This is a genomic window from Kitasatospora sp. NPDC101183 (assembly GCF_044767945.1).
In the GTDB taxonomy this organism is placed as follows: domain Bacteria; phylum Actinomycetota; class Actinomycetes; order Streptomycetales; family Streptomycetaceae; genus Kitasatospora.
The window spans coordinates 126,941-149,363 of sequence record NZ_JBIWOW010000001.1 but is presented as its reverse complement, the minus strand read 5'-3'; the positions used below and the strand labels follow the sequence as shown (position 1 = coordinate 149,363).

The 22,423-nt window shown below is 74.5% G+C and carries 12 protein-coding genes; 7 read left to right on the top strand and 5 right to left on the bottom strand.

The genetic code is table 11. From position 1 onward, the window contains the following. Positions 1 to 10 precede the first annotated feature (10 nt). From ACIRRS_RS00645 to ACIRRS_RS00635, 3 genes are all read left to right on the top strand, one after another. Positions 11 to 1,963, top strand: coding sequence for a PIG-L family deacetylase (locus tag ACIRRS_RS00645; protein ID WP_402962707.1), 1,953 nt, complete (start codon positions 11 to 13; stop codon positions 1,961 to 1,963). Positions 1,964 to 2,098: 135 nt separating this feature from the next. Next, the gene (locus tag ACIRRS_RS00640; RefSeq protein ID WP_402962705.1) at positions 2,099 to 3,160 is read left to right on the top strand and encodes a LacI family DNA-binding transcriptional regulator; all 1,062 of its coding nucleotides are present in this window, start codon (positions 2,099 to 2,101) and stop codon (positions 3,158 to 3,160) included. A gap of 43 nt (positions 3,161 to 3,203) precedes the next feature. After that, positions 3,204 to 3,740 (top strand): helix-turn-helix domain-containing protein, encoded by a 537-nt coding sequence (locus ACIRRS_RS00635; RefSeq protein ID WP_402962702.1) that lies wholly within the window; start codon positions 3,204 to 3,206, stop codon positions 3,738 to 3,740. On the opposite strand, the gene ACIRRS_RS00630 is transcribed toward ACIRRS_RS00635, so the two are convergent. The 5 genes from ACIRRS_RS00630 to ACIRRS_RS00610 form a co-directional block, all read right to left on the bottom strand. Next, entirely contained in the window at positions 3,731 to 4,633 is a 903-nt protein-coding gene (locus ACIRRS_RS00630) for a LysR substrate-binding domain-containing protein (protein WP_402962700.1), read from the bottom strand. The two genes, ACIRRS_RS00635 and ACIRRS_RS00630, sit on opposite strands and share 10 nt — an antisense overlap. Positions 4,634 to 4,711: 78 nt before the next feature. Next, positions 4,712 to 5,347 (bottom strand): DUF4232 domain-containing protein, encoded by a 636-nt coding sequence (locus tag ACIRRS_RS00625; protein WP_402962697.1) that lies wholly within the window; start codon positions 5,345 to 5,347, stop codon positions 4,712 to 4,714. A 199-nt stretch (positions 5,348 to 5,546) separates the two neighbouring features. Further along, positions 5,547 to 6,038, bottom strand: a complete 492-nt coding sequence (locus ACIRRS_RS00620) for a fascin domain-containing protein (protein ID WP_402962694.1) — start codon at positions 6,036 to 6,038, stop codon at positions 5,547 to 5,549. Positions 6,039 to 6,375: 337 nt separating this feature from the next. Next, entirely contained in the window at positions 6,376 to 7,299 is a 924-nt protein-coding gene (locus tag ACIRRS_RS00615) for an alpha/beta fold hydrolase (RefSeq protein ID WP_402962691.1), read from the bottom strand. Positions 7,300 to 7,490: 191 nt separating this feature from the next. Next, complete coding sequence (locus ACIRRS_RS00610; protein WP_402962689.1) at positions 7,491 to 9,200, bottom strand: putative Ig domain-containing protein; 1,710 nt, start codon at positions 9,198 to 9,200, stop codon at positions 7,491 to 7,493. A gap of 258 nt (positions 9,201 to 9,458) precedes the next feature. Here ACIRRS_RS00610 and ACIRRS_RS00605 point away from each other — a divergent pair, with 258 nt between their 5' ends. The 4 genes from ACIRRS_RS00605 (at position 9,459) to ACIRRS_RS00590 (ending at position 22,421) form a co-directional block, all read left to right on the top strand. Further along, positions 9,459 to 10,217, top strand: coding sequence for an SDR family NAD(P)-dependent oxidoreductase (locus ACIRRS_RS00605; RefSeq protein WP_402962686.1), 759 nt, complete (start codon positions 9,459 to 9,461; stop codon positions 10,215 to 10,217). A gap of 449 nt (positions 10,218 to 10,666) precedes the next feature. Then, the gene (locus tag ACIRRS_RS00600) at positions 10,667 to 13,726 is read left to right on the top strand and encodes an amino acid adenylation domain-containing protein (protein WP_402962683.1); all 3,060 of its coding nucleotides are present in this window, start codon (positions 10,667 to 10,669) and stop codon (positions 13,724 to 13,726) included. Beyond that, complete coding sequence (locus ACIRRS_RS00595) at positions 13,723 to 19,302, top strand: amino acid adenylation domain-containing protein (protein WP_402962681.1); 5,580 nt, start codon at positions 13,723 to 13,725, stop codon at positions 19,300 to 19,302. Before ACIRRS_RS00600 ends, ACIRRS_RS00595 begins: the two co-directional genes overlap by 4 nt. After that, on the top strand, positions 19,299 to 22,421 hold the full coding sequence (locus tag ACIRRS_RS00590; protein ID WP_402962678.1) for an amino acid adenylation domain-containing protein: 3,123 nt from the start codon (positions 19,299 to 19,301) through the stop codon (positions 22,419 to 22,421). Before ACIRRS_RS00595 ends, ACIRRS_RS00590 begins: the two co-directional genes overlap by 4 nt. The last annotated feature ends 2 nt before the right edge of the window (positions 22,422 to 22,423 follow it).

Genomic DNA, 22,423 nt, shown 5'->3' with positions numbered 1-22,423 from the left:
GGGTACCCACATGGCCATCGGACGACGGCAACTGCTGACCTCCTTCGCACTCACCGCCCTCGCCGTACCCGTCCTCGCCAAGGGCGCCGCGCCGCGCGCCGTCGCGGCCACGGGCCCGGCGGCGGACCCGGCCAGGGGCCTGGCCGCCGACTCGGGGCCGCTGTTCATGCAGGTCGTCGCCCACGAGGACGACGACATCCTGTTCATGAACCCGGACCTGTCCAACGCGATCGGCAACGGCACCCCGTCCGTCACGGTGTTCGTCACCGCCGGGAACATCACCGGCGACCCGTGCGTGGGCGGCTGTTACGACCCCGAAGGCGACCCGCTGCGGACCTGGAACCGCCAGATGGGCGCCGTCAACGCCTACTCCCGGATGGCCGGGGTCGGCGACAACGACCCGGCCACCGACGAGATCGGGCACTGGATCGTCGAGGCGTGGACGGTCGCGGGCAAGCAGGTCGAGCGGTACATGCTCAAGGACCGGTCGGTGCACCTGATCTTCCTCAACCTGCACGACGCCGGGCTCGCCAACGTGCTGAACGGCGGCACCGACACGACGGTCGTCCCGAAGGGCAGCCCGCTGTCCGGGCCGTCGACGTACACGGGCGCGGACGTCGTCGAGGTGCTGAGGCAGATCATGGGGACGTACCGGCCCACCGTGCTCCGGGCCCAGGACGAACTCCCGGACACCCGCTACAAGAGCGACCACGCGGACCACATCTCGGCCGCGAAGTTCGCGGGCGTGGCGGCGCGTCAGTACGGCGGCTCGCTGATCCAGGTGAACTACCGGGACTACAACATCGGCGACGCCCCGGAGAACCTGGACCCGGCGACGGTCGGCACCAAGGGCGTGATCGTCTCCGAGTACGCCAGCCACGACCACTCGGGGAACTACGAGACCTCCTGGTTCTCCCGGATGTACTACCGCTGGTCGCGGGGCACCTCCTGGGCCGCGCTGAACCGGGACGGCCGCCCGCAGGTCTTCGTCGTCCGGGCGGGCGCTCTCTACACGTACTGGCGCCAGGGGGACGGCAGTTGGGCCGGGCCGGCGACGTTCGCCGACCCGGGCGGCCGCCTGGCGCCGGGCATCGCCGTCGGCACCAACGCGGACGGCCGGCTGGAGGTCTTCGCCCGCCGCCTGGACGACCACCGCATCGTCTCCGTCCCGCAGGTCGCGCCCAACGGCGTGTGGCGCAACAGCTGGGCCGACCTCGGCAACCCGAACGCCGGGCTCACCAACGCGGACCAGGTCGGCGTGCCCGCGGTGGTCGCCTCCCAGGACGGCCGGCTGGAACTCTTCGTCAAGAACGGCGGCGGCGGCCTCAGCACCATCCGGCAGACCAGCCCGAACGGCGCCTGGACGACCACCTGGGAGGACCTGAAGGGCACCGACATCCAGGACCCGGTCACCGCGATCCTCAACGGCACCGGGAGGATCGAGGTCTTCGCCAGCACCCGCGGCGAGATCCTCAACTGGTGGCAGACCAGGCCCAACGACGCCTTCAACGGCCCGGTCGCCGTCCCGAACGCCCACCCGGCCAGCCCGCCCAGGGCGGCGCTCGACCAGGACGGCCGCATCGAACTCGCCTACCGGGAGGCCGGCACCGGCGCGATGCTGGTCAGCTACCAGACCCAGCTCGGCGGGGCGTGGAGCCCGTCCCCGGTCAACCTCGGCGGCCACAAGGGCGTGGGCGAGCCGGCGACGGCCACCCTCGGCGGGCAGGTCGTCCTGTTCGAGCGCAACGCGGGCGGCGGCGTGAGCACCACCGCCCAGAACGCCCCCAACTCCGGCTACGGCCCCTGGCAGGACCTCGGCGGCACCGTCCTCGACTACCCGAGCGCGCTCGTCGACGGCGGCGGCGCCCTGTACGTGTTCGCCATCGGCACGGACGGCCGCGTCTACTACCGCACGGGCACGGCGCCCACCTCCTTCGGCCCCTGGCAGGGCATGCCCCTCTGACGGCCGCTCCGACGGCCGCGCCCGGTCGTCCGGCCGGACGACCGGGCGGACGGGCGGACGGGCGCGGTCCGGTGGGAGCGCTCTCACGCCGTGTACGATGGCCGCTCCCGAGAGTGAGCCGCACGGAGTGTGATCATGTCCCGAACCGAGCGGCCGGGCGCCGGAAGCGCCGGGCCGTCCACCCGGCCGTCCGCGCGACCGACGGTGGAGGACGTGGCCGCCCGCGCCGGAGTGAGCCGGGGGACGGTGTCCCGGGTCGTCAACGGCTCGCCCAAGGTCAGCGCCAAGGCCAGGGAGGCTGTGGAGAGTGCCGTCGCCGATCTCGGCTACACCCCCAACCAGGCGGCCCGGTCCCTGGTGACCTCGCGCAGCGACGTCATCGCCCTGGTCGTCCCGGAGGGCTTCGAACGGCTGAGGTCGGAACCGTACTTCGCGGATGTCATCGCGGGGATCTCCGACGAACTCGCCTCCACTGACCTGCAGTTGCTGCTGACCCTGGTCCGCACCGAGCGCGAGCGCGAGCGCCTGGCGCGCTACCTCACCGCGCGCCGGGTCGACGGCCTGATCCTGGCCTCGGTGCGCCAGGGCGACCCGCTGCCCGACCAGCTCGAACGGCTCGGGCTGCCGACCGTCCTGGGCGGCCGCCGCAGCGAACGGGAGACGCTGAGCTACGTCCACGGCGACAACGCGGGCGGGGCCCGGTCGGCCGCCCGCCACCTGGCGGCCCGAGGCAGGACGGCCGTCGCCACCATCACGGGCCCCCTCGACATGGAGGCGGCCGTCGCACGCCTGGCGGGCTACCGCGAGGCGCTCGCGGAGGCCGGCCTCACCCCGGAGGAGGCGCTCGTCGCCCACGGGGACTTCACCGAGGCGGGCGGCTACGCGGCGATGCGCCGGCTCCTGGCCGAAACGCCCGCCCTCGACGCCGTGTTCTGCGCCTCCGACCTGACGGCCGTGGGCGCGCTCCTGGCACTGCGGGAGGCGGGGCGGCGCGTGCCGGAGGACGTGGCGGTCGTCGGCTTCGACGACTCCGTCATCGCCCGGAGCACCGAGCCGCCCCTCACCAGCGTTCGCCAACCCACCCAGTCCATGGGCCGGTTGATGGCCCGCATCCTGATCGAGGAGATCGCCGAACCCGGCCGCCCGCGCCGCCAGGTGACCCTTCCCACCGAACTGACGGTCCGCGCCTCGTCCTGAGGCGCCGTCACGTCCGGTCGCGCGTGTCGCGGCTGACCTGGACATGAGGCGCTGCTACGCTCCGCATGCCCGTGGGAGCGCTCACACGGGGCCAGGATTCTTGGGGGGTGACATGTCGAAGGCACAGCAAGGGGATTCGGCGTTCGGGGGGATGCTGAGGACGCTCCGCCGTGAAGCGGGACTCACGCACGAGGAGCTCTCCCGGCGGTCCCGGGTCAGTGTGAGGACGATCAGCGACATCGAGCGGGGCCGGGTGCGCCGGCCGCAGCGCCGCTCCGTCCAGCAGCTCGCGGAGGCGCTCGGCCTGGGGACCCCGAAGCTGGAGCGGTTCCTCCGCGCCGCGCGTGCCGTCCCCGGCGGCGGAGCCGATCAGCCGGACGGGAGCCGCCCCGGGGAGACCGGGGAGACCGGGGAGACCGGGGAGACCGGGGAGACCGGGGAGCAGCCGCCCCCGGTGGTCGTGATGCTCCTGCCGCTGAACGCGGTCGGCGAGGCCGCCCCGTGCTGCCGCCGCCGACGCCCCTGCCCGCAACCCCGCCCGGCCCGCACACCGGGCCGGTCGAGGGTCCGTCACGCCTGACGCGTCTCCTGCGCCAGCAGCTCCGCGCTGCGGGCCAGTGCGCGGATGGCGGCCGTCTCCTGCGCCGTGCGCCAGATCAGTGCGACGGGGGCGGCGGGCAGGTCGTGGACGGGGACGAAGGCGACGTCGGGTTGCGCGTAGTGGCGGGCGACCGACTCCGCCAGTGGTGCCACGCCCACTCCGGCGGCGACGAGGGTGAGGATCTCCTGACAGGTCCGCACCTCCGGGCCCCGGCGCAGGGCGTGCCCGGCGGGGGTCGACAGCGGGAGGTGGAAGTCCCGCCAGTAGGCGGGCGCGGTGTTGGCCAGGGCGAAGACCGTCTCCAGGGCGGCCTCCTCGATGGAGACCGAGGCGCGGCCCGCGAGCGGATGGTCCAGGGCGACGGCCAGCAGGCGGGACTCCCGCCCGATCAGCGGCCCGACCGTGAGGTCCGGCTCCTCGATCGGCAGCCGCACCACCAGGGCGTCGACCTCGCCCCGGCGCAGCGGGCCGAGCAGGTCGCCGCAGGCCACCTCGTGCAGCACCAGCTCGCAGTCCGGTGCGTGCTCCCGTCCGGCGCGGATCAGCCCCGCCGCGTACGCCCCGCCGGCCGCGCCGGTGAAGCCCAGCCGGACGGTCCCGCCCGCGCCGCGGGCCAGGGCCACGGCCTCGGCGTACGCGGCGGCCAGCTCCTCGTGGACGGGCCGCAGCCGTTCGAGCAGGCCCGCGCCCAGGGCGGTGAGGCCGACCTGACGGCTGGTGCGTTCGAACAGCCGGCCCCCGATGCGCCGTTCCACGCCCCGCAGCGTCTCGCTGACCCGGGACTGCGACACCCCCAGCCGGGCGGCGGCCCGCCCGAAGTGCAGTTCCTCCCCGAGTGCCAACAGCGTCCGCACCTCGCGCAGTTCCAGCACCGGAAGCCGGCCCCCCTCCCTCGTGGATGTCCCGCGTGGCAACACCGTGGGGCCGGGGGTTCATTCCTCGTCGGAGGCTCAGCCGCCCTGGCCGGCGCTGCCCATCGGGCCGATCTTCACCGGGGAGCCGGCCTTGTCGGTGACGGGCAGGCTGGCGGCGCCCGGCCAGGGGAGAGTGACGGACTTGGGATCGCCGGGCGGGGAGACGACGAGCTTGGTGATGCGGACGCCGGTGCCGCCGGAGTTGTTGTTCGGGTAGGTGATGCCGAAGAACGTGGACTTCCCGTTCTTGACGACGCCCGGGACGACGGGCTCGCCGGACTGGCCCGCGTTCAGCGGCCCCGCGGTGGTGTCCAGGGTGACGGCCGCGTAACCGGAGATCTCGCAGTCGTGGCCGCTGTGGTTCTTCAGCTCGACCACGACGGTGCGGTCCTTGTCCCCGTCGATGGTGTGGTCCGTGGCGGTGATCGTCAGGTCCCCGGTCGCGCAGGTGGTGCCGGACTTCGTGTGGGTGGGGCCGGGGGAGGAGGACACCTTGTTCGTTCCCGTGGGCGTCGCCCCGGCCGTGGTGGGGGTGGAGGCGGTGGGCAGGGTGGAGGCCGTCGCGGTGGGGGCGGCGGGCTTGGCCTGGTCCGCGTCGTCGTTCTGACAGGCCGTGAGCGCGAGCCCTGCGGCAACGGCGAGGGCCGCGAAGGTGACCTGGTGAACGCGCATCGTCTCTATCCTCACTGTCGGGCGAATCTGCTGAACAGGACCACCCGCCCGCTTGATGCGTTCCGTCCAACCGGCCGCTAATACACGGCTGTTACACGCTGCGGATCTTGTCCTGGCCAGGTGCGGCGGCAGCGAGGCCTCCCCTGCCGTCCATCGGTCGGTGGACGGCAGGGGAGGGCGTTTCGTCGGCCCGGGCCTGTCAGGCCTTGTCGAGGATGAACGTGGTGTTCGGGGCGCCGACCCCGACCTGGCAGTTCACCGTTCCCCCGGGGGTGGTGCCGGCGCCGGGCACCAGGCGCAGGTAGATGTTCTGGAAGCCCGCGGAGAGGAAGGAGAGCGTGCCGTTGGGCTGGGCGACGATGAAGAACTTCTCGGAAGGCCCGATGCTGGCCTGGCAGTTCACCTTCCCGCCGACGGGCTGGCCGGCGGAGATCGCACCGGGCTCGATGCGCAGGAACACGTTCGGGTATGCGACCGACTCCACGGCGTACGAGCCGTCGGGCTGCGGCCGGAGCCGGAACACCGCGAAGACGTTGATGCCGGACTGGCTGTTGACCGTCCCCCCGCCGGAGGCGGTGGGAGTGACGACTCCCGTTCCGTCCATGCGCAGGTAGACGTTCGGGGCGGACGCCGACTGGATGGCGATCGTGGCTCCGTTGAGCTTCGCGAGATCGGAAGTCGTGAGTGGCATGCCGGATTCTCCGTGGGTGTGAACGAGTTGACGTCGGAACCGCTCTCGGCGGTTTTCCGATGCTGAATTCCGGGCCCTGTGGGACGGCTCGCTTCAGGGTATGAATCCTCGAATGGCTGGAAAACCCCGGATCACGGCGAATGCCGCCGCTACTGCTGGGGCCCCCTGCCCCTCCCGCCGTGCCGCCCCCGCAGGCTCGGGACTCACTGTATTTGGGTGGGCGCACACTGTCCAGACTCAAGTTGAATCCCGCAGTCCGGATCGTGCTGGACCGGCTCGCTTCCCTCGGGGCTTTGTGTGCAGTGGTGTTGATGAGACGTCAGTGACGGATGGGGCGTCAGGACAGTGGGGCGTGGCGGCCCAGGTGCTCCAGGACGAGGGCGGCGATGTGTCGGGGAATTCCGGGGGAGAAGAAGGAGTGGCCCATTCCCGGAATTTCCCGGAACAGGGATTCGGGGATTTCCGCGGCGAGCGCGCGGCCGTGCGGGAGCGGGCGCAGCGGGTCCTCGGTGCCGTGGAGGACGAGGGTCGGGGCCTGGATGGCGGAGAGTGGGGCGAGGCGGTCATCGGTGAGCCGGCGCCCGGCCAGGTCGTGGTTGAGGGCGCAGGAGTGGTCGGCCGTCAGGTCGTAGGAGGCCTCGACGAAGCGGCGCGCGGCCGGCTCGTCGAAGGGGAGCGCCTCGCCGCCGAGGATGCGCCAGGTCTCCAGGTTCGCCGCGACGTACTCCTCGCGGGTGCCCTGCGGCAGGGTGGCGCGGTGGGTGAGGTGCGCCAGGAAGCGTGGGGAGGGCGGCGGCAGGTCGCTCGGGTCGGGGGCCTGGCCGGCCAGGGCGCGAGCCCAGGCGGGGCCGGGGCTGTGGCCCATCGGGCCGGTCATGATCGCGGTCAGGGTCAGGACCCGCTGGGGCCGGTGCACGGCCAGCCACTGGCCGATCGCGCCGCCCAGGGAGGCCCCGACGACGTGTGCGGCGGCCAGCCCGTGGCCGTCGAGGACGGCCTCGGCGTCGGCGGCGAGGCCGGCCAGGGAGTAGGGGGTCGCGGCGAAGTCGACGTGGTCGGAGCGGCCGGTGTCCCGGTGGTCGTAGCGGACGGCCTGGAGGCCGCCGTCGACCAGGGCGGCCACCAGGTCCTCCGGCCAGCCGGGGGCCGGGGCGGCCGTGCCCATCACCAGCAGAACCGCCGGATCGCCGGGGGAATCGAACCGTTCGGTCCACAGCCGCAGGCCGCCGGATTCGACGAATAATTCCGTGTGCGTCGCCATGGACGGTCAATCTAGCGAATGCGCGGGTGGAATTCCAAGGGAATTCACGGATATGACGTTCCGTCGATTCCCTGGTAAAATGGTGAATGTGGGAGGGGTGGAATTCCCGACGAAAAGGGGCCGGGGGGGGGGGGGGGGGCGCGCGGGCCCCCCCGCGGGGGGGCGCCCCCCCGGCCCCGGTCGTTCCGGGCTCACGCCACGGTGACGGCGGTGTCGTCCAGGACGAAGGAGGTCTGCTTGGTGTAGTCCTCGGCGCCGGTGAACTTGAGGGTCACCGACGTGCCCGCGTACGCGGCCAGGTTGAGGGTGTGCTGCTGGTAGCCGGAGGCCGCATCGGCGTTGGAGTACGTCGCGATGGTGGCGCCGTTGGCCGTGACGGTCAGCTTGTCGTACGCGCTGGTGGCGGGCTCGGCGGTGTCGACGTGCAGCCAGAAGCTGAAGGTGTAGCTGCTGCAGCCGCTCGGCAGGGTCACCGTCTGGGCGAGGGTGTCGGTGTGGGTGGTGCCGTAGCCGTCCAGCCAGACGTCGTAGGTGCCGGAGTGCGGCGGCTCGGTGGTGCCGCTGTTGATGTTGCTGCCGGCGCCGCTGGAGTTGGTCTCCGTCCAGCCGGCGGTGGTGCCGGCCTCGAAGCCGGGGTTGACGAGCAGCTGCGCCGGGGTGCAGCCGGTGCCGCCGCCGGCGGGCTGGACGGTCCAGGTGAAGGCGGCGGAGGCGGACGGGCCGGTGGAGTCGGTGGCGGTGGCCGTCACGGAGTACGTCCCGGCGGTGGTCGGGGTGCCGCTGATCAGGCCGGTCGCGGTGTTGACGCTCAGTCCGGCGGGCAGGCCGGTGGCGCCGTACGTCAGGGTGCCGCCGGCGGTGTCGGCGGCGGAGAGCTGGAGGCTGGTGGCCGTTCCGGCGGTGGCCGTGCGGGCGCCCGGGTTGGTGAGGGTGACGCTGCCGGTGCTGCCGCTCCCGCTGCCGGAGGCGAGCCAGGCGGTGGCGTTGAGGCCGAGGGCGGCGTCGGTGCCGGCCGGGTCGTTCCAGCCGTCGTACAGGGTCTTGCCCGACTCGCCGGTGCCGTCGTCGATGGCGGAGCTGTCGCCCCAGAGGGCGACACGGCCCTTGCCGAAGCTCGCGGTGGCGAAGAAGGCGCCGGTGGTGCCGGAGTAGCCGGTGCGGTAGACGATGCCCTTGACGGAGGGGTTGTCGGCGGGCTTGAGGGTGAAGGTGGTGCCGTTGCGGATGATGCTGCCGGTGACGGTGCCGAACGGGCCGTTCAGTACGGGGTCGGTGGCGTCGTTGACGGCCCTCGGGTTGTCGGTCTGGATGTTGAGCAGGTCGACGGAGAGCCCGAACGGGTCGTTGCTGTTGACGGAGTTGGCGGTCATCAGGTCGTTGATGATCGCGGGGGAGTCCCAGCCGTCGTTGTTGCGGTCGCTGCCCGTGTGGTCGGAGATCAGGAACAGTCCGCCGCCGTTCTGGACGAACGTCATGACGGCCGTCTTCTCGGCGTCGCTGAGGCGGATGTTGGGCTCCGGCAGGACGAACTCGTCGAAGTTGGCGAGGTCCAGCGCGCCGCCCGTCCCGTAGGTGATGGCGGAGCCCTTCGGGAGGGTCTTGAGGCTGTACTGGCCCGTCTTCTGCAGGGCGACGCCCCAGCTGGAGATCGCGCCCGTCCAGTCGCTCTCGGACTGGGGGTTGGCGTTCTGGGCGAGCGGGTCCGGCTGGCTGGTGCTGATGATCCAGTCCGCGTTTCCGGCGGTCTCGGCCTTGCTGTTGTCGAACAGCACGCGGTGCTTGGTGACGGTGGCGGCGGGCGCGGCCTCCGCCCGGTGGGGAGCGGTTCCCACGCCTGCGAGCACCGTCAGGGCGACGGCTCCCAGGGCGAGCGGGCGGATGGCGTCGAGTCGTCTGAGCATGAGTCAAGTCCCTTGTCGCGTGGGGGTGCAGGGGAAGTGCTACGCGCGTAGGCGTGGTGACACCGTCCCATGGTGCGGTAATCGCCGCTTGAACGGAACACGTCGAACCGGGGTGATCCCGCGTCCGTTTCCGACCGGTCGGGCGGGAGCGGACATGCGTCGTTGAATGTTGAACGTGACGTCCGAATAGCGCCGGACCCGTGCCGCATTCCGGTCTTGAATCGAACCCGCTCAAGACCGGAACAAGGAGACACGGAGATGACGACGATGAACGGTGCGGGGACCCTCGACAACAAGGTGGCGCTGGTGACCGGCGGCAGTCGGGGCATCGGGGCGGCGGTCGCGCTGCGGCTGGCCGAGGACGGCGCGGACGTCGCGCTGACGTACCAGGGCTCGGCCGGGGCGGCCGAGGAGGTGGCCGCCAAGATCACGGCGATGGGCCGCACCGGCTGGGCCGTGCGGGCCGACAGCGCCGACCCGGAGGCCGTGCGCGGCGTGGTGGCGGCGGTGGCCGAGCGGTTCGGACGCCTTGACGTGCTGGTCAACAACGCGGGCGTCGGCGCCATGGGGCCGGTCGGCGAGGTGACCCTCGACCAGGTCGACCGGGTGCTGGAGGTCAACGTCCGCGCGCCCTACCTCTATGCGCAGGCGGCCCTGGAGCACCTGGCCGACGGCGGGCGGATCGTCAGCATCGGCAGCTGCATCGCCCAGCGCACCGCCTTCGCCGGCGGCGTGCTCTACGCGACCAGCAAGGCCGCGCTGATCGGCTTCACCAAGGGCCTGGCCCGCGAACTCGGCCCGCGCGGGATCACCGTCAACCTCGTCCACCCGGGCCCGATCGACACCGACATGAACCCGGCCGACGGCGACTCCGCCGACTTCCAGCGCGGCTTCACCGCCCTCGGTCGCTACGGCACGGCGGCGGAGATCGCCGACGCCGTGTCCTACCTGGCGGGTGAGAGCGCCCGCTACGTCACGGGTGCGGAGCTCGCGGTGGACGGCGGCTTCGCCGTCTGACGCCGCCCCGGCGCAGGAAGTCGGCCCGGCCGACTTCCTGCGCCGTCAGCCGGATCGGCACGCGGGCGGCCGGTGCACCAGAGCGTGCACTTCGGGCGCCGCCGCGTCAATCCGTGTCCGAAGGGCGGGACTTCACCCCGCTGGTCACGGTGGTGGACAGCCGCCCCGGGGGGCCCGGAAGACCCTTGACGGCGCAGGGCATCTCTGCCAACCTCTCGGCAGGTCTAGACCAAGATCTTTCCTCGGGGGAGAAGATCGGCTCCGACCCGGATGCGCGCAGGGGGGATCTGCGGCGGCCCGGGCGGGTCGAGGCCGGGGCGGCCCGTCCGCCGGCCAGGGGCGGCCGGACACCATCTGACGGGGCCGCGCCATCAGTGATCCCGAGGCGTCGGTCATGACGGCGTCCGGTCACGGAAGGCACCATCCACCGACTGCGAATCGAGTCGCCCATGCCGCAGAGCCTCCCCTCGCCCGCTTCGCCCTTCCAGCGGGGCGTCTGGTTCACCGAACGCCTCGGCCGCGCGCACGGGGTGTTCCACATGCCCCTGCGGATCTCCTTCGACCGGGTCGACGCCGAGGCCCTCGGGCGCGCGGTGTCGGCCCTGGCGGAGCGTCAGCCCGCGCTGCGCCAGGTGCTCGTCGAGCGGGACGGCGCGCTCGTGCCCCAGCCCGGCCCCGCGCCCGTGCTCGGCCTGGTCGACGCCTCCGGGGACGGAGCGGGCGGCCTGGAGAAGCGGATCGCCGAGGAGACGGCCCTGCCCTTCGACCTGGAGACGGGCCCGCCCGCGCGGTTCACCCTCGTCCGGGGGAGCGGCGAGGCGGCGGAGCTGCTGGTCGTCGCCCACCACGCGGTGTTCGACGGGGAGTCGAAGGACGTCCTGCTCGCGGAGCTCGCCGCCGCCTACGCCGAGGCCCTCGGCGAGGCAGCCCCCCGACCCGCCCGCCTGCCCGCCGCGCCCGCCGCCCCGGCCGGGGACGCCCTGGTACGAAGAGCCGCAGACCGGTACGGCCCGCGCTGGGCCGCCGCCACGGAGCCCGTCCTGCCCGGGCTGCCGAAGGCCGTCACCGACCCGGCGCCCGGAGCCTGCGTCGAGTGGAGGCTGGGCGCGGCAGAGCGGGCCGAGGTGGAGGGCGCCGCCGATCGCTGCGGGGTCACCGTCTTCGAGTTCCTGCTCGCCGCCCTGCACGGACTGCTGCTGCGCTACGGCGGCGAGGCCGTCCCCGTCTCCACCCCGCTGTCCGTCCGCACGCCCGAACAGGCCGGGGAGATCGGGCTGTTCGTCAACGAGCTGCCCGTGCACGCGCCCACCGGGGTCGGCCCGCACACCCCCTTCGCCGCGTACGCCCGGGCCGTACGCGCCGAGGCGCGCGCCGGGTACCCGTACCGCTCGGTGCCCTTCGGCGCGGCGGTCGGCGGGCTCACCCCGCGCGCCGGGCTGGCGCCCGTCTCCTTCGGCTACCGGCGCGGCGGGGCGGCCGACCCGGTGTTCCCGGGGAGCACCGTCGCCGTCGACCGGGCCGTCTTCGGCGGCGCCGCCCGCAACACGCTGCACCTCCAGGCGGTCGACACCCCGGACGGTCCGGCCTTCTCGCTCCAGTACGCCCCGGCCGTCCTCCCGCCCGGGGCGGCGGAGCGCGTCGCCGGGCACTACCGGACCCTGCTGGCCGCCGCGACGGCCGCGCCCGAGGAGCCGCTGGGCGCCCTGGCGCTGCTCGGTGAGGCCGAGCGCCGCCGGGTGACGCGGGAGTGGAACGACACCTCCCGCGCCTACCCGCGCGACCGTACGGCGCTGGACCTCGTCCGCGAGCAGGCCGCCGCCGCGCCCGAGGCCCTCGCCGTGAGCGCGGGCGGCGGGCAGCTGACGTACGGGGAGCTGGTGCGGCGGATCGACGAACTGGCCGCCGTGCTGCGGGAGTCCGGGGTCCGCCCCGGCGACCTCGTCGCCCTGCACCTGGAGCGGACGCTCGACCTGCCGGCCGTGCTCCTCGCCGTGCACGCCGCCGGGGCCGCCTACCTGCCGCTCGACCCCGCCCACCCCGCCGAGCGGCTCGCCCACCTGATCGCCGACTCGGGCGCGGCCCTGCTGGTCGCCGGGCCGGAGCCCGCCCCCGAGGTGTCGGCCGCGGCCCCGGCGGTGCTCCGGCTCTCGACGGTCGAGCCGAGGAGCGGACGGACGGGAGGCGAGCACCCGGCCGGTGACACCGCCTACGTCCTCTACACCTCCGGCTCGACCGGCCGCCCCAAGGGCGTCGAGGTCGGCCAACGGGCCCTGGTCAACCTCCTGACCACGTTCGCCGAGATGCTGGGCGCCGGCCCGGGCGACGTCTGGCTCGGCCTGACCTCCCTCTCCTTCGACATCTCCGGCGTGGAGATCCTGCTGCCCCTGACCACCGGAGGCCGCCTCGTCCTCGCCCCCGACGGCGCCGCCTTGGACGCGCCCGGAACCGTCGCGCTGATCGCCCGCGAGGGCGTGACCCACCTCCAGGCCACCCCCTCCGGCTGGCGCGTCCTGCTCGGCGCCGGCCCGCTGCCCGCCGGGCTGACCGGCATCGTCGGCGGCGAGGCGCTGCCCCTGCCGCTGGCCCGCGAGCTGCGCGCCGCCCTGCGCCGGCTGGTCAACGGCTACGGCCCGACCGAGGCGACCATCTACGCCACCTGCGCGGACGTCCCCGAGGAGCCGGAGGCCGTGGTGATCGGCCGACCGGTCGCCAACACCCGCGCCTACGTGCTGGACCCGGCCGGCCGGCCGCTTCCCGTCGGCGTCCCCGGGGAACTGCACCTGGCGGGCGACGGCCTCGCGGACGGCTACCGGGGCCGCCCCGACCTGACGGCGGAGCGCTTCCTCGACGACCCGTTCGGCGGGCCCGGCGCCCGGATGTACCGCACCGGCGACCTCGCCGCCTGGACCCCGGTGGGCGAACTGGAGTTCCACGGCCGCATCGACGACCAGGTGAAGATCCGCGGCCACCGGATCGAGCTCGGCGAGATCGAGGCCGCGCTGCTGGCCCACTCCGCGAACGCCGGGGCCGCCGTCGCCGTGCACGAGCAGAACGGCGAACCCACCCTCGTCGGCTACCGGGTGCCCGCCCCCGGCGCCGCGCCGCTGACGGAGGCCGAGCTGCGGGACCACCTGCTGCGCACCCTCCCCGCCGTCATGGTGCCCCGCCGCTTCGTCGCCCTGGAGCGCCTGCCCCTGACCTCCAGCGGCAAGCTCGACCGCCGCGCGCTGCCCGCGCCGCCGCCCGTGGAGGTCGCCGGACCGGCCGTACCGGGGGAGGAGGCGGTCGACGAGGTCACCGCCGCCGTCCTGGCGATCTGGGAGGAGGTGCTGGGTCTGACCGGCCTCGGCCCCGAGGACGACCTCTTCGACCTCGGCGGCCACTCGCTGACGATCATGCAGATCACGGCCCGCATTCGCGCCGCGTACGGCGTCGAACTCGACTTCGACCTGTACTTCGACGCCTCCACCCCGGCCGCCCTGGCGGCGGTCGTCCGGGAGCGGCGATGACCACCGCCGAACACCCCTCCCCCTCCGCGCCCCGCCCGAACGGACTCCCGATGACCGACACCCAGCAGGGCCCGCCCGCCGGCTGGTCCGACGCCAAGAGATCGCTGCTCGCCCAGCGCCTGCGGGGCGCCACCGCCCCGGTGCGCGTGGTCGGGCCCCGCCCGGAGGGCAGCGCGCCGCCGCTGTCCAGCGGGCAGGAACGCCTCTGGTTCATGGACCAGTTCACCCCGGGCGGGACGGCCTACACCCTCGCCCCCGCCCGCCGACTGCGCGGGCCGCTGGACCGGACGGCCCTGGACGCCGCCCTCACCGACCTGACGGCCCGGCACGAGGCGCTGCGGATGGCCTTCCCGGCCACCGAGGACGGCCGGGCCGAGGTCCGGGTGGCTGGGCCCGGGCCCGTGGAAGCCGAGTTCACGGACGCCTCCGCCGCGCCCGACCCGGAGCGAAGAGCGGGGGAGGAGATCGCCGCGCTCGTCGCCCGGCCCTTCGACCTCGCGCGCGGCCCGCTCCTGCGGGCGCTGCTGATCCGGCTCTCCGCCGAGGACCACGTCCTCGCCCTGGTCATCCACCACATCGTCTGCGACGGGTGGTCCATCGACCTCCTCAACCGGGAGCTGGACGCCCTCTACGCCCGCCACGCCCACGGCGACACCGCCGAACTCCCGCCGCCCGCCGTGCAGTTCGGCGACTACGCGCACTGGCAGCGCGAGCGGCTGGACGGTGGCGCCCTGGCCGCCTCCCGCGCGTACTGGCGCACCCGGCTCGCCGACGTCCCCGCCCTGGAGCTGCCCGCCGACCGCCCCCGGCCGCCGCTGCTCGGCTTCGAGGGCGCGGCCGTGGAGCTGCACTGGAGTCCGGAGACGATGCGCGCCCTCGCCGAGTGCGCCCGCGCCCACGGGGCCTCCCCGTACATGGTGCTGATGGCCGGCCTCCAGGTGCTGCTGGGCCGCCACGCCGGGCAGCGGGACTTCGCGATCGGCTCGGCCGTGGCCGGGCGCCTCCACCGCGAACTGGAGGGCGTGGTCGGCGCGTTCGTCAACATGCTGCCGATCCGGGCCCGGCTGGACGGCGACCCGACCTTCGGGCAACTGCTCGGCCGGGTACGGGAGACCACCCTCGACGCGTACACCCACCAGGAGGTGCCCTTCGAGCAGATGGTCGCCGACCTGGACGTCGAGCGGGACGTCAGCCGCGCCGCCGTGTTCCAGGTGACCTTCGCCTACCAGAACTACGGAGACCGCGCGGCAACCCCTGTTGCGGCGGAGGGCTTCGGGCACGAGACCGCCACCAGCCACGCCGACCTCGCCTTCTACCTGCGGGAGAAGAAGGACGGCGGGCTCTTCGGCCTGATCACCTACCGCACCGACCTCTTCGACGCCGCCACCGTGCGCGGGCTCGCCGACCGCTTCGAGACGCTGATGACGGCCGCCGCCGCCCGGCCCGACCGGCCGATCGCGGAGCTGCCGCTGCTGACGGAGGCCGAGCGCGGCGAGGTGCTGGAGCGCTGGGCCGCAGGGCCCGCCCTGCCCGAGGGCGGGGCGCGGACGCTGACCGAACTGCTCTCCACGGCGGCCCGGGCGGCCGGTGACAGCCCCGCCCTGGTCTTCGAGGACCGCGTCGTCACCCACCGCGAACTCGACGCCCGGGCAGCGGCGTTGGCCCGCCGCCTGCGGGCGCTGGGCGTCGGCCCCGACGACCGGGTGGCCGTCTGCCTGGAGCAGTCGCCCGAGCTGGCCGTCGCCCTGGTCGCCGCGCTGAAGGCCGGCGGCTGCTACCTCCCGCTGGACCCGGAGCAGCCGCCCGCCCGGCTCGCCCACCTGGTCGCGGACGCGGAGGTACGGGTGCTGGTGACGGACGCCGCCCTGCGCGAGCGTTTCCCCGGGTACGCGGGTGCCGAGCTGCTCCTCGACGACCTCGAAGCCGACGACCTCGAAGCCGACGGCCTCGAACCGGAAGCCGACGCAAGCCCGTTGGAGGAGCTGTCCGGCCCCGGTGACCTCGCCTACGTCATCTACACCTCCGGCTCCACCGGGCAGCCCAAGGGTGTCGCCGTCCAGCACCGGGAGATCCTCAACTACCTGGCCGGCGTGCGGGAACGGCTGCGGATCGAACCCGGCGCGCGGTACGGCCTGCTGCAGTCCCTGTCCTTCGACTTCAGCATCACCATGCTCTACCTGGCGCTCACCACCGGCGGCCGCGTCCACCTGCTGCCGCGCCGGATCGCCGGGGCCGACCTCGCCCGGGCCGTCGAGGAGCTGGAACTCGACTACCTCAAGATGACGCCCTCCCACCTGGCCGCCCTCACCGCCGACGCCCCGGCCGAGCGCCTGCTGCCGCGCCGCGCCCTCGTCCTCGGCGGGGAGGCCTCCGCCCGCGCCTGGGCCGCCGAACTGGCCGAGCACGGGCGGTGCGCGGTGTTCAACCACTACGGCCCCACCGAGGCGACCGTCGGCGTCACCGTCCACGAGGTCCTCCCCGGGGACGGCGGCCCCGGCAGCACGCCGATCGGCACCCCGCTCGCGGGCGCCCGCTGCTACGTCCTGGACCAGGACGGCCGGCCCGTGCCGCCGGGCGTGACGGGGGAGCTGCACCTCGGCGGCGAGCGCCTCGCCCGGGGGTACCTGGGCCGCCCCGACCTGACGGAGGAACGTTTCCTCGACGACCCCTTCAGCGAGGGCGACGGCGGCCGGATGTACCGCACCGGCGACCTCGCCCGCTGGCGCCGCGACGGCACCCTCGAATACCTCGGCCGCGCCGACGACCAGATCAAGGTCCGCGGCTACCGCGTCGAACCCGGCGAGATCGAGGCCGCCCTCACCGCCCTGCCCGGCATCACCCAGGCCCACGTCACCACCCGCGGCGAGGGCCTGCGCCAGAACCTCGTCGCCTACCTCGAACACCCCGCCGGCCCCGCCGGCGCCCCGACGGCCGCCGAGCTGCGCACCGCCCTCGCCGACGTCCTGCCCGAGCACATGGTCCCCGCCCGGTTCGTCCTCCTCGACCGCCTGCCCCTGCTCGCCCACGGCAAGGTCGACCGCAAGGCCCTGCCCGAACCGGAGGACGCCGCACCGCCCGGCGGCCGGGTCGAACCCGAGGGCGAGACCGAGACCCTGATCGCCGCCATCTGGGCCGAGGTCATCGGCCTCCCGCAGGTCGGCGCCCTCGACGACTTCTTCGAGATCGGCGGGCACTCCCTGCTCGCCACCCAGGTCGTCGCCCGGCTGCGCCGCGCCTTCCCCGACCTGCCGACCCCCGTCGGCGTCATGGACCTGTTCCGCTTCCCGACCGTGCGCCGCCTCGCCGCCCTCGTCAGCGAACCGGAGGCCGACCGGGGCCCCCAGGGCCTGCTCCACCGCCTCACCCCCGAGCGCCGCCGCACCACCGCCAGCGTGGTCTGCGCCCCGTACGGCGGCGGCAGCGCGCTGATCTACAAGCCGCTCGCCGACGCCATGCCCGAGGACTGGGCGCTGCACTCCATCGCCGTCCCCGGCCACGAGCTCGGCGAGGAGCCGATGGAGGTCGGCGAGGTCGCCGACCGGTGCGCCCGCGAGATCCTCGAGAACGTCGAGGGCCGCATCGTCCTGTACGGGCACTGCGGGGTCGGCGTGCGCCTCGCCGTCGAGATCGCCCGCCGGGTCGAGGCCGCCGGCCGCGAGATCGACGCCGTCCACCTCGGCGGCATCTTCCCCTTCGCCCGCCCCAAGGGGCGCGGCGCCGCGATCGGCGAACGCTGGGCCGAGATCGCCGAGCGGATGCGCAGCGACCAGGGCATGATCAACGCCCTCGCCGCGGCCGGGCTGGACACCGACGACGTCGACCAGGAGCAGCTGCGCCTGATCGTGCGCAACCGGCGCACCGGCACCAAGGACGTCGAGCGGTACTTCACCCGGATGTTCGGGACGGAGGGCGGGCGGATCAAGGCCCCCGTGATCGCCGTCTGCGGCGAGCGCGACCCGGCCACCGAGTTCTACGCCGAACGCTTCCGCGAGTGGCACCGGATCACCGACACCGCCGCCGTGGTCGTCCTCGACGAGGCCGGGCACTTCTACCTCAAGTACCGGGCCGCCGAACTCGCCGCCGTCGTCACCGGCGTCCACCGCTCCCTCGCCGAGGGGGAGGAGGACCGCCACCGCCGCACCGACGGCGCCACCTGGTGGCTCGCCGGCGTCTCCCGCGACCCGAAGCAGCGGCCCGACGCGGCGGAGGCGCCCGTACGCCCCACCATGCGGCGCTTCCTCACCGTCGCCTCCGGGCAGCAGGTGTCGATGATCGGATCGGCGCTCACCGAGTTCGCCCTCCCCGTCTGGATCTACCTGCGCACCGGCTCCCTGGCCCAGTTCGGCCTGCTGGCCGCCTGCGGCCTGGTGCCCGGCATCCTCGCCGCGCCCCTCGCCGGGGCGCTCGTCGACCGGGGCGACCGCCGTCGCATCATGCTCGCGGGCGACGTCGCCGCCGGAGGCGTCCAGGCCCTGCTGCTCCTGCTGTACGCCACCGGGAGCCTGGAGGTCTGGCACGCCTACGCGCTCGTCGCCGTGCTCTCCGCCGCCCTCACCTTCCAGCGCCTCGCCTGGAACGCGGCGGTGCCGCAGCTCGTCCCCAAGCGCTACCTCGGCCGCGCCAACGGCGTCGTCCAGATGCTCTTCGGCCTCGCCCAGTTCCTCGTCCCGCTGTTCGCCGTCGGCCTGCTCGCCGCGATCGGCCTCGGCGGCATCCTCACCCTGGACGTGGCCAGCTACGTGCTCGCCACCGCCGTCACCCTGGCCGTGCGCTTCCCGGACGTCATGGGCTCCACCCGCCGCGAGAGCGTCTCCGCCGAGATCCGCGAGGGCTTCCGGCGGGCGCTCGGCAGCCGTCACTTCCGGGCGATGCTGGTCTACTTCGCCGCCCTGAACGTCTTCCTCTCCCCGCTGTTCCTGCTCACCACCCCGCTCGTCCTCTCCTTCGCCCCGCTCAGCGCCGCCGGATGGGTCTCGACGGCCGCCGGGCTCGGCGCCGTCCTCGGCGGCATCACCCTGCTGGCCTGGGGCGGGCCCCGCCACCACAAGCTGCGCGGGGTGCTGCTGGCCACCCTCGGCCTCGCGGCCGCCTGCCTGCTCACGGGGCTGCGCCCCTCCCTGTGGACGGTCGCCCTCGGCGCCTTCGGCATGACCTTCGGCCTGGCCCTGGTCAACGGCGTCTACGCCACGATCGTGCAGACCAAGATCCCGCTGCGCTTCCACGGCCGGGTCATCGCCGTGAACACCATGGTCGCCTGGTCCACCCTGCCGGTCGGCTTCGCGCTGATCGCCCCGTTCGGCCCCCGGGTCCTCCAGCCCCTCATGGACGAGGGCGGCGCCCTCGCCGACACCGTCGGCCGGATCACCGGCACCGGGGACGGCCGGGGCATCGGCCTGCTCTACCTGCTGTTCGGCCTCGCCATGGCCGCTCTCGCACTCGTCTGCCTGAGCGTCCCGGTGCTGCGCCACTTCGACCGGGACGTCCCCGACGCCCAGCCCGACGACCTGGTCGGCCTGGAGACCCTCCAGAGCCGCGCCGCCCCGCACCCCTCCGAGACCGAGGTGACCGACCGGTGACCACCACCCACCCGCTGACCGCCGACCAGCGCCGGCTCTGGTTCCTCCAGCAGCTCCACCCCGAGGACGCCGGCTTCAACATGTACCTCAACCGGCGCTGGAGCGGCCCGCTCGACCAGCGGGCCCTGCGCACCGCCCTGGACGCCCTGACGGCCCGGCACGAGATCCTGCGCACCCGCTTCGCACCCGGGAGCCCGGACGGCGACGGCGAGCCCGTCATGCACGTCCAGCCCCCGGCCCCGACCGGCTTGGTCGTGATCGAACTCCCCGAGGGCGCGGGCGAGGCGGAGTTCACCGACGCCTGCCGCCCGTCCGTCAACGCCCCCTTCGACCTCGCCGCCGCACCGCCCCTGCGCGCCACCCTGATCAGCGCGGGGGAGCGGGAGCACGCCCTCAGCATCGTCGTGCACCACATCGTCTCGGACGGCTGGTCCTTCCGGACGATGTGGCGCGAGCTGCTCGCCCTCTACCGCGAGGCGATCGGCGAGGCCCCCGCCGAGCTGCCCGAACTCGCCCTCCAGTACGGCGACTTCGCCCGGGCCGACCAGGCCGGAGCGGCCGGGGCTGCGGGCGAGGAGGCCTTCCGGCACTGGGCGGACCGGCTCGCGGGGACGGGCGCGCTGCGCCTGCCGCTGGACCGCCCGCGCCCGCAGCGGCCGACCAGGCCGGCCGGCTTCGTCACCGTCGACCTCGGCCCCGCGCTCACCACCGCCCTCGACCGGATGGCCCGCCAGGAGCGCTGCACCCCGTTCATGGTGCTGCTCGCGGGCTACCAGTGCGTCCTCGCCCGCTGGACGGGCTGCCCGGACTTCGTCGTCGGCACCCCGCTGGCGGGCCGCACCGAGGCCGCCCACGAGGCACTGCTCGGCTACTTCAACAAGACCGCCGTGATCCGGGCCGACCTCACCGGCGAGCCCGACTTCCGCACCGTGCTGCGCCGCACCCGGTCCGCCGCCCTGGCCGCCCTGAGCCGCCCGGACGCGCCGCTCGAACGCCTCGCCGCCCACCTCGGCATGCCCCCGGACTCCGGCACCGGGCCGCTCCACCAGGCCGTCTTCGTCCACCAGAGCCAGTACGAGCTCGCGGACGGCTCCGGCGGCCCCGCCCTGCCGGCCGGGGTGCGCACCACGGGCATGGACTCCGGCTTCGCCCAGGCCAAGACCGATCTGCTGCTGGACAGTTGGCGCACCGCCGAGGGCGGGATCACCCTCTCCTTCTGCTACGACCGCGAGCTGCTGGACGCGGAGACCGTCGAGGCCCTCGGCGGCCGCTGCCGCGAGCTGTACGCGCGGATCGTCGAGGACCCCGAACTGCCCCTGCACGGGGACTGGTTCGTCGGCCCCGAGGAGCGGGCGGCGCTGCTCGCCCTCGGCACCGGCCCCGCCGCGCCGACGGCCGTACGGACGGTGCTGGAGCGCTTCGCGGAGCAGGCCGCCGCCCGCCCCGGGGCGCCGGCACTTGAGTGCGACGGGAAGATGATCTCCTACGGCGAACTCGACCTGCTCTCCGCCGAGTTGGCGGAGCGGCTCGGGCCGGTGGCCGGCCGGGTGGTCGCCGTGTCGATGGCGCCCTCCGTCGAGCAGGTCGCGGCCCTGATGGCGATCTGGAAGGCCGGGGCCGCCTACCTCCCGGTCGACCCGGCCCACCCCGAGGAGCGCCGCCGCCTGATGGTGCGCGAGGCCGGGGCCGCCCTGACCCTCACCGACAACGCCCCTCCCGAACCCGCCGACGCCGAGGCACCCCGCCACGAGGGCCTCGCGTACGTCCTCTACACCTCCGGCTCCACGGGCACGCCGAAGGCCGTCGCCGTCGACCACGAGGCCGTGTCCGCCCGCGTCGACTGGATGGCCGGACCGGACGGGTACGCGCTGGGGCCCGGCGACCGGATCGTCCAGTTCGCCAACCTCGGCTTCGACACCCACGTCGAGGAGCTGTGGCCCGCCCTGGCCTCCGGCGCCTGCGCGGTGCTGCTGCCCGGCGGCGGCCGGACCCTGCCGGACCTGCTGGACGGCCCCGCCGGACGCTCCGTCACCGTGCTCGACCTGCCGACGGCCTACTGGGAGGAGCTGGTCGGCCTCGGCGAGCAGACCCGGTGGCCCGAGGCGCTGCGCCTGGTGGTCATCGGCGGCTCCGAGGCCCGCGCCGACACCGTCGCCCGCTGGCGCGCGCGGCACGGCGACGCCGTCCGGCTGGTCAACACCTACGGCCCGACCGAGGCCACCGTCATCGTCACCGCCGCCGAGCTGGCCTCCGGGGACGCGGGCCGCCGCCCCTCGCTGGGCCGCCCGCTGCCCGGCGTGCGGCTGCACGTCCTGGACGAGCGGGGCGCCCTGCTGCCCCGGGGCTCGGAGGGCGAGCTGCACATCGGCGGCAGCGGCCTGGCCCGGGGGTACCTGGGGCGGCCCGACCTGACCGCCGCCGCCTTCGTCCCGGACCCGTACGCGGGCGGCACGATGTACCGAACGGGGGACCGCGCCCGCTGGCGCACGGACGGCGCCCTGGAGTTCCTCGGGCGCGCCGACGCCCAGGTGAAGCTGCGCGGCCACCGGATCGAGCCCGCCGAGATCGAGTCCGCGCTGACGGCGCACCCGGCGGTGGCGCAGGCCGCCGTGCTGGTGCGCGACGGCCGGCGGCTGCTCGCCTACGCCGTCCCCGGCCCGGGCGCCCCGCAGCCCCTCGCGGCCGAGCTGCGCGAGCACCTGGCGCTGCGGCTGCCCGCGTACATGGTCCCCGAGAGCGTGCTCGTCCTGCCCCGGCTGCCGCTGACGGCGAACGGCAAGCCCGACCTCGCGGCCCTGCCCGACCCGGGCCCGGCCGGCGGGCCGGAGTACGTCGCGCCGCGCACCGACGCCGAGCAACTCGTCGTCGAGCTGTGGCGGGAGGTGCTCGGGGTGGAGAAGGTCGGGGTGTTCGACGACTTCCTCGCCCTGGGCGGGGACTCACTGCTCGTCACCCGGGTCGCCGCGCGCATCCGCGCCGGGATCGGGCTGGAGGTGCCCATCCGGGACGTCTTCGAGAGCAGCACCCCGGCCGCGCTGGCGGCCAGGATCGAGGCGCTGCTGATCGCCGAGATCGACGCGCTCACCGAGGACGAGGCGGCCGGGCGGCTGGCAGGCTGAGC

Bases quoted from the DNA above. Each gene is read 5' to 3' on its own strand.
- ACIRRS_RS00645 (WP_402962707.1), top strand. From the start codon at position 11: ATGGCCATCGGACGACGGCAACTGCTGACCTCCTTCGCACTCACCGCC.
- ACIRRS_RS00640 (WP_402962705.1), top strand. From the start codon at position 2,099: ATGTCCCGAACCGAGCGGCCGGGCGCCGGAAGCGCCGGGCCGTCCACC.
- ACIRRS_RS00635 (WP_402962702.1), top strand. From the start codon at position 3,204: ATGAGGCGCTGCTACGCTCCGCATGCCCGTGGGAGCGCTCACACGGGG.
- ACIRRS_RS00625 (WP_402962697.1), bottom strand. From the start codon at position 5,347: ATGCGCGTTCACCAGGTCACCTTCGCGGCCCTCGCCGTTGCCGCAGGG.
- ACIRRS_RS00620 (WP_402962694.1), bottom strand. From the start codon at position 6,038: ATGCCACTCACGACTTCCGATCTCGCGAAGCTCAACGGAGCCACGATC.
- ACIRRS_RS00615 (WP_402962691.1), bottom strand. From the start codon at position 7,299: ATGGCGACGCACACGGAATTATTCGTCGAATCCGGCGGCCTGCGGCTG.
- ACIRRS_RS00610 (WP_402962689.1), bottom strand. From the start codon at position 9,200: ATGCTCAGACGACTCGACGCCATCCGCCCGCTCGCCCTGGGAGCCGTC.
- ACIRRS_RS00605 (WP_402962686.1), top strand. From the start codon at position 9,459: ATGACGACGATGAACGGTGCGGGGACCCTCGACAACAAGGTGGCGCTG.
- ACIRRS_RS00600 (WP_402962683.1), top strand. From the start codon at position 10,667: ATGCCGCAGAGCCTCCCCTCGCCCGCTTCGCCCTTCCAGCGGGGCGTC.
- ACIRRS_RS00595 (WP_402962681.1), top strand. From the start codon at position 13,723: ATGACCACCGCCGAACACCCCTCCCCCTCCGCGCCCCGCCCGAACGGA.